Origin of the sequence: Streptomyces purpurogeneiscleroticus (genome assembly GCF_020024005.1) — a bacterium.
In the GTDB taxonomy this organism is placed as follows: Bacteria; Actinomycetota; Actinomycetes; order Streptomycetales; family Streptomycetaceae; genus Streptomyces; species Streptomyces purpurogeneiscleroticus.
Genome location: NZ_NHSG01000039.1, coordinates 1 through 6,498 on the forward strand (window position 1 = coordinate 1; position 6,498 = coordinate 6,498).

The following is a 6,498-nucleotide window of genomic DNA, read 5'->3' on the forward strand; positions in this document are numbered from 1 at the left end:
GCGCGGGGGCGGGCGCCACGAGCCGGTAACCGACGCCGCGCACCGTCTCGATCAGCGCGGGCATCCGCAGCTTGGAACGGAGCGAGGCGATGTGCACCTCCAGAGTGCGCCCGGTGCCCTCCCAGCTCGTCCGCCACACCTCGCTGATGATCTGCTCCCTGCGGAAGACCACCCCGGGACGCTGCGCAAGAAGGGCGAGCAGGTCGAACTCCTTACGGGTCAGCGGAACGACGCCCCCGTTGACCGAGACCTGGCGGGTGGCCAGTTCGATGGTGACGGCACCGAGGCGCAGCAGGTGCTCGCCGCTCCCGTCCTCGGCCGGCTGCTCCCCGGGGCCGTGCACGGTGCGCCGGCTCACCGCGTGGATACGGGCCAGCAGCTCCCCGGTGTCGTACGGCTTGACCACGTAGTCGTCCGCGCCGAGGTTCAGGCCGTGGATGCGCGAGCGGACGTCGGAGCGCGCGGTCACCATGATCACCGGGGTGCTCGTGAGCTTCCGTATCCGGCCGCAGACCTCGAATCCGTCCTGGTCGGGCAGGCCCAGGTCGAGCAGGACCACCGCGAAGGACTCCGCCGCGTCCGGTACGAGCGCATGCAGCGCCTCCTCACCGCTGCGGGCGTGCACCACCTCGAAGCCGTGCCTGGCGAGCACCGCGGAGAGCGCCGCGGCGACATGGTTGTCGTCCTCCACCAGCAGCAGCCGCATCGGCCCTCCCCCTCTCACCGCTCGCGTCGCAGGCCATCAGGGCATCTACCGCGATGGGCGGCGGAAACGTCAAGGGGCAGCCGGTCCGGTACGGACATCTGTTACCCAGCCGGTACCGGCCCGCACGGAACGGACCCGTTGCGCTCCGCAAACCGGCCGCCGGGCGCGTCCATGCACCCTGCGCCCCGTTCACCCAGAGTGTCCCTTTGCAGCCGGATCGTTATGCTCAATTTCCGCTCAGATGTACTGACGCTGATCGCAGTGCGTCACTACTGTCCTCTCAACCGAGGAGGACGGAGCTACCCGCCGATGAGCGAAGTATCGGTGACCAAGGACCCCGGGGGCCCCGCCCCGGCGGTGGACGATCTGGTCGTGCTGTCAGGGGTCAACAAGCATTTCGGCGCGCTGCACGTGCTCCAGGACATCGACTTGACGATCAAGCGCGGCGAGGTCGTCGTCGTGATCGGCCCGTCCGGGTCCGGCAAGTCCACGCTGTGCCGCACGATCAACCGCCTGGAGACCGTCGACTCCGGAAGCATCACCATCGACGGCAAGCCACTGCCCCAGGAGGGCCGGGAGCTGGCGCGGCTGCGTGCCGACGTCGGCATGGTCTTCCAGTCCTTCAACCTCTTCGCGCACAAGACGGTCCTGGAGAACGTGACGCTGGGCCAGCTGAAGGTCCGCAAGGCGGACAAGAAGGCGGCCGAGCAGAAGGCCCGTGCGCTGCTGGACCGGGTCGGCGTGGGCACGCAGGCGGAGAAGTACCCCGCACAGCTCTCCGGCGGTCAGCAGCAGCGCGTGGCGATCGCCCGCGCGCTGGCGATGGACCCGAAGGTGATGCTCTTCGACGAGCCCACCTCGGCGCTGGACCCGGAAATGATCAACGAGGTGCTGGAGGTCATGCAGCAGCTCGCCCGGGACGGCATGACCATGGTCGTCGTCACGCACGAGATGGGTTTCGCGCGCTCGGCGGCGAACCGCGTCGTCTTCATGGCGGACGGCAGGATCGTCGAAGAGGCCGAGCCGACGCAGTTCTTCAACAACCCGCGCAGCGACCGTGCCAAGGACTTTCTTTCCAAGATCCTGCACCACTGAGCCCTCAGTGGCCCACGATGACTGCCCACACCTGCTGAACCGAAGGAACTTCACCATGAGGATGCGTAAGACGGCCACCGCGGCCACTGTGGTGCTCGCGCTGGCCGCGACGGCGACGGCGTGCGGCGGCAAGTCCGGTACGGCCGGTGACAAGCCCAAGGGCGAGCAGGTCTTCAGCGGCGACTACAAGGTCGCCAAGGACGTGAAGATCGACTCGCCGACGCTGAAGAAGGCGCAGCAGCGGGGCAAGATCATCATCGGCGCGAAGGCGGACCAGCCGTTCCTCGGCTTCCAGGACTCCGACGGCAAGCGCACGGGCTTCGACATCGAGATCGCCAAGATGGTCGCCGCCGACCTCGGCTTCTCTCCCAAGCAGATCGAGTTCAAGACGGTCGACTCCAACGTCCGCGAGACCTCGATCTCCAAGGGCCAGGTCGACTACTACGTCGGTACGTACACGATCAACGACGAGCGCAAGAAGCAGGTCGGCTTCGCCGGCCCGTACATGACCGCCGGCGCCGACCTCCTCGTACGCAAGGACGAGAAGGCGATCACCGGACCGGACAAGGTCAAGGGCAAGAAGGTCTGCTCGATCGTCGGCTCCACTCCGCTGCAGGAGATCAAGAAGGCGAAGTACGGCGCCGAGACCACCGAGCTCGGCAAGTACTCCGACTGCGTCAAGTCGCTGCTGGACGGCCAGGTCGACGCCGTCACCACCGACGACGCGATCCTCAAGGGCTACGCCGCCGAGCGCCCGAGCAAGCTGAAGGTCGTCGGCAAGCCGTTCACCGAGGAGCCCTACGGCGTCGGCATGAACAAGGACGACAAGGAGCTGCGCGAGGCCATCTCGAAGGCTATCGAAGCGCACGTCAAGAACGGCGACTACAAGAAGGCGTACGAAGGCACGCTGGGCAAGTCCGGCTCCTCGTACGAAGAGCCGAAGACGCCGCTGCCCCGTTACTGACGCGCCCCGCGCCCCCGCATCAACCGCCTCGCCGACCGCCCCGTACGCCCGCCGCGGTGGGTGTACGGGGCGCGGTCCCGCGCGCCCGTCCGCCGCCTCCTTCTGACCGCAACCGCGGAGACCCCATGAACGTACTCCTCGATCACCTACCAGAGTTCCGCGACGGCTTCCTGGGGACCCTCGCGCTCACCGCGGCCAGCGCGGCGCTCGCGCTCGTTCTGGGTGTCCTCATAGCCGGCTTCCGCGTCTCCCCCGTACCGCCGCTGCGGGCATTCGGCACCGCCTGGGTGACCCTCCTGCGCAACACGCCGCTGACGCTGCTGTTCCTGGTCGCGTTCTTCGTCGTACCGCTGATCCTCTTCCCCGGCATCAGCCCCTTCGTGCTCGCCACGCTCGCGCTGGGCTTCTACACCTCGTCCTTCGTGTGCGAGGCGGTGCGCTCGGGCATCAGCACCGTGCCGCTGGGCCAGGCCGAAGCGGCCCGCAGTATCGGCATGACCTTCATGCAGACCCTGCGCATGATCGTCCTGCCGCAGGCCACCCGTACCGTCATCCCGCCGCTGAGCAGCATCTTCATCGCGCTGACGAAGAACTCCGCGATCGCGGGCGCGTTCAGCAACACCGAGCTGTTCAACGTCTCGAAGCTGCTGAGCGACAAGGGCTTCGCGATCGGGTGGATCTTCCTGTGGATCGCCCTCGCCTACCTCGTGATCACCTTCACCATCAGCGGCATCTTCCGGCTGCTGGAGCGCCGCCTGGAGGTGGCCCGATGACCGCCAGTGTTCTCTACGACGCTCCCGGGCCCAAGGCCAAGGTGCGCAATCGCGTCTACGCCGTCGCCGGCTCGCTCGCCATCCTCGGGCTGCTCGTCTTCGCCGTGCTCCGCCTGGATGCCAAGGGGCAGCTCAACCCCGAGCTGTGGGACATCCTCAACTACGCGAACGTACGCACCAACATCCTCAACGGTGTCCTGACCACCCTCCAGGTCTTCGCGGTGGCCGCGGTCCTGTCGCTGGTGCTCGGCGTCCTGCTCGCCATCGGCCGGCTCTCCGACCACAAGCCGATCCGCTGGCTGGCCACCGGCTTCATCGAGCTCTTCCGCGCCATTCCGCTCCTGATCACCATTTACGCCCTCTGGGTACTCTTCCTCAGCTACCAGTCCGAGCTGGGATTCACCGGTGAGGGCACCCAGTTCTGGGCCCTGGTCATCGGTCTGACCGTCTACAACGGATCGGTGCAGGCCGAGGTTCTGCGCGCGGGCATCAACTCCGTGCCGAAGGGCCAGCGCGAGGCCGCGTACGCGATCGGCATGCGCAAGACCCAGGTCATGACCACGATCCTGATGCCGCAGGCGATCCGGGCGATGCTGCCGACGATCATCAGCCAGCTCGTGGTGACGCTGAAGGACACCTCGCTGGGCTTCGTCATCACCTACGAAGAGCTGCTGTACACGCTGCGCCTGATGGCACAGAACACCACCATCAACGAGCAGGACACCTACCTCCCCCTGATCGTGGCCGGCGGTGTCATCTACGTCGCCATGTGCCTCGCGCTCTCCTCGCTCGCCAACTGGATCGAGCGCCGCGGCCGCCGCGCCAAGACCGGCATCGCGGTCGCGGAGGCGGGCCAGGCGCTGACGGCGGGCGACGCGATGGCCCCCATCGACGGGGCAACGACGCCGGGTCCGGTGGAGAAGACGAAGGAATAGGGCCTGCACAGAACGCCCGATTCGTCTACTGCCTTTCGGCAGCGAAGACCTGACGGACCGACAAGTGACAGGGGCAGTGGCGCCGGGCGCCGCTGCCTCTGTCACTTGACGCGGCACGCCCGCACTAGGTTGCATACGCTGTGTGATCGCGCACCGGGCCTCAACTGCCAGTTCCTGTACGTCCCGTAAGAACCTTTGGGTCCGGGGAGGGGCTTCGTGGACCCGGTGATCGTGGCCGGGGCCGGCCCTGTCGGCCTCTCCCTCGCCGTCGCCCTCGCGCGGCTCGGTGTCCCTTCCGTCGTCCTGGACGAGACCGACGGCCGCGAAGAGGTCCGGCTCGCCCGTACCGCCGTACTGCGCCCCGACGCCGCCGCCTTTCTGGCCCGGCTGGGCTGCGCCGAGACCCTGGGCGCCGAGGGCACCCGCTGGGCGGCCTGGCGCACGGTGCAGCGCCGGCGGCTGCTGGACCGGGTGGAATTCGCCGCACCGGGGGCCGTGGCGATCAGTACCGAGGAACCCGTCGAGAGCGGTTACGGCGCCGAGCGCGGCAGCGACGGCTCGCGCGCCCCTCTCTCACCCGTACACGTACCTCAACACGCCCTCGCGCGCGCCCTCCGCAACACCCTCGACCGCGAGCCGCTCGCACAGGTCGTCACCGACAGCCGCGTCATCGAGCTGATCCAGGACCGCGACGGCGTCGGCGTACACACCCACGGGCCCAAGGGCACGTGGTGGCGCGGAAGTTACCTCATCGGATGCGACGGCCCGCGGTCGACCGTACGCAAGCTGCTGGACATCCGCTTCCCCGGCCGTACCGCCGTGGAACGGCACGCCGTCGCCGCCCTGCGTACCGAAATCCCCTGGCCCGGCGAGGCCCTGCTGCACCGCGCGCCCCCGCGCCGCGGCACCGCCGGAACGGGCCGGGCCGGCATCATCGGCGGACCGGCCGGAGAGGTGACGGCCCGCCCCCTTCCGGACGGCGTCTGGCGGCTGGACTGGCTGCTGCCACCGGGCCGCGACCTGGTCACCCCGGACGCACTCGTGGCACGCATCCGGGACACGCTGGCGGGCTGGACGGAACCACGTACGGCCGGGACCGCGGCCTCCGAGAGGGACAGCGGCCGCGCCTTCGAGGAGGGCACGGCCGGCCCCCCGAACGGCTCGCTCGTCCCCCCGTACGAACTGCTCGACACCGGTGTCCACACCGTCCACCACCGGCTGGCCAGGCGCTGGCGCTCCGGGCGGGCGTTCCTCGCCGGGGACGCCGCCCACCTGCTCGGCGCGCTGGGCACACAGGGCCTGGACGAGGGGCTGCGGGATGTCGAGAACCTCGCCTGGAAGCTCGCGCTCGCCTGGCACCACGGCGCCTCCGACACGCTGCTGGACAGCTACCAGGCGGAGCGCAGGAACGCCGTCGCCGCCCGCCTGCGCGCCGCGGACCAGGCATTGCCGTTGCTGCGCGACGGTGGCGCCCGGGGGCGGCTGCGGGGCGTGGTCACGGCGGCCGGGCGCGGGCGGACGTCGCTGCTGACGGACGGGCACCTGGGGCGCGGGCCGCTGGGCGCGCCTCCGGTGTACGACCGGTCGCCGCTGGCGCCCGCCGCTCCGCCGGCCGGCGCGGTCCGTGTGGCCACCGAGCCGGGCGGGCCCGTCGCGGACGTCGCGGTGACGGCGTCCGACGGCTCGGCCGTACGGCTGCGGGACCGGCTGGGGCACGGCCTGCTGGTCGTCCTGGTCGCGCCGGGCACGGGGGTGTGGGACCGCCGGCACTGGATGTCGGCGGGCCTGATGCCGCAGCTGGCCGACGCGGTGGCGGCGCTGCCGCTGACCGCGGAGATCCTGGTCGCGGAGTACTACCCGGGCGCCGCCGCCCACAACGTCCTCCTCATCCGCCCCGACGGCCACCTCGTCACCGCCCTCGCCGGCGTCCGCCCCGCCGAACTCCAGGCGTGCGCGCGGGCGCTGTGCGGGGGCGAGGGGGAGACTCCGGAATCGCCGGCCGCCGAGTCCGGGGGCGGGTCCGGG

The 6,498-nt window shown here is 70.0% G+C and carries 6 protein-coding genes; 5 read left to right on the forward strand and 1 reads right to left on the reverse strand.

Annotated features, from left to right (window positions below; translation table 11 throughout):
• Positions 1-706, reverse strand: a 706-nt coding sequence (locus tag CCS38_RS01040) for a response regulator transcription factor (RefSeq protein WP_223731269.1), incomplete at its 3' end; no start/stop codon positions are given.
• 309 nt (positions 707-1,015) lie between these two features.
• Here CCS38_RS01040 and CCS38_RS01045 point away from each other — a divergent pair.
• The 5 genes from CCS38_RS01045 to CCS38_RS01065 form a co-directional block, all read left to right on the forward strand.
• Complete coding sequence (locus CCS38_RS01045; protein WP_223731270.1) at positions 1,016-1,801, forward strand: amino acid ABC transporter ATP-binding protein; 786 nt, start codon at positions 1,016-1,018, stop codon at positions 1,799-1,801.
• Positions 1,802-1,856: 55 nt separating this feature from the next.
• Positions 1,857-2,765: a glutamate ABC transporter substrate-binding protein gene (locus CCS38_RS01050; RefSeq protein WP_223731271.1), complete on the forward strand. Its 909-nt coding sequence runs from the start codon at positions 1,857-1,859 to the stop codon at positions 2,763-2,765.
• 125 nt (positions 2,766-2,890) lie between these two features.
• Complete coding sequence (locus CCS38_RS01055; protein WP_223731272.1) at positions 2,891-3,538, forward strand: amino acid ABC transporter permease; 648 nt, start codon at positions 2,891-2,893, stop codon at positions 3,536-3,538.
• Positions 3,535-4,473 carry an amino acid ABC transporter permease gene (locus tag CCS38_RS01060; protein WP_223731273.1) on the forward strand — a complete coding sequence of 313 codons (939 nt, stop codon included), beginning with the start codon at positions 3,535-3,537 and terminating at the stop codon, positions 4,471-4,473. The genes CCS38_RS01055 and CCS38_RS01060 overlap by 4 nt, the downstream gene beginning before the upstream one ends.
• Positions 4,474-4,689: 216 nt before the next feature.
• The coding region (locus CCS38_RS01065) for an FAD-dependent monooxygenase (protein WP_223731274.1) at positions 4,690-6,498 on the forward strand (1,809 nt) is incomplete at its 3' end.